The organism is Deltaproteobacteria bacterium (genome assembly GCA_005879535.1).
GTDB lineage: Bacteria > Myxococcota > Myxococcia > Myxococcales > 40CM-4-68-19 > 40CM-4-68-19.
Genome location: VBKI01000111.1, coordinates 5,399 through 5,818 on the forward strand (window position 1 = coordinate 5,399; position 420 = coordinate 5,818).

The window sequence follows — 420 nt, forward strand, 5'->3', positions numbered from 1 at the left end:
CTTTTCCTGGATACGGGCTCGAGCACGAGCAGCGGGTGTGGCCTGAATCAGTCGTTCTCGTACGCTTGGAGCTTCGCAACCCAACCTCTCGACTCGACCGGAACCTTCGCCGATGCCCATGCCGCGTCGACGACGTTTACTGCCGACACGGACGGTTCGTACTCGGTGCAGCTCGTCGTCGGCGATGGAACGACCTCAGGCGAGAGCGGCAACGGCACGACCTCGAGATCGTTCCCATACGAGGTAGCGCCGTAGCTGGCCAGCGTTGCGCCCCAGCATGGCGCCGTGAGACGGTGCCGGCGCCATGCTGATCGCGCTCGTCTTCCTCCTCGCCCAAGCCCTGCGCGAGACGCCTCCGGCGGCGCGGCCGCCGGAGCGCGTGCTCGTCAAAGCCGCGCATTTGATCGACGGCCACTCGAG

General features: G+C 66.4%; 1 protein-coding gene (running past one end of the window). It reads left to right on the forward strand.

Annotated elements, in window-relative coordinates:
• Window positions 1–311: the 3' end of a hypothetical protein gene (locus E6J58_24170; protein ID TMB31693.1), read on the forward strand. It extends 1,078 nt beyond the left edge of the window; only the last 311 of its 1,389 coding nucleotides appear in the window; its start codon lies off the left edge, out of view; it ends in the stop codon at window positions 309–311.
• Window positions 312–420: the final 109 nt, after the last annotated feature.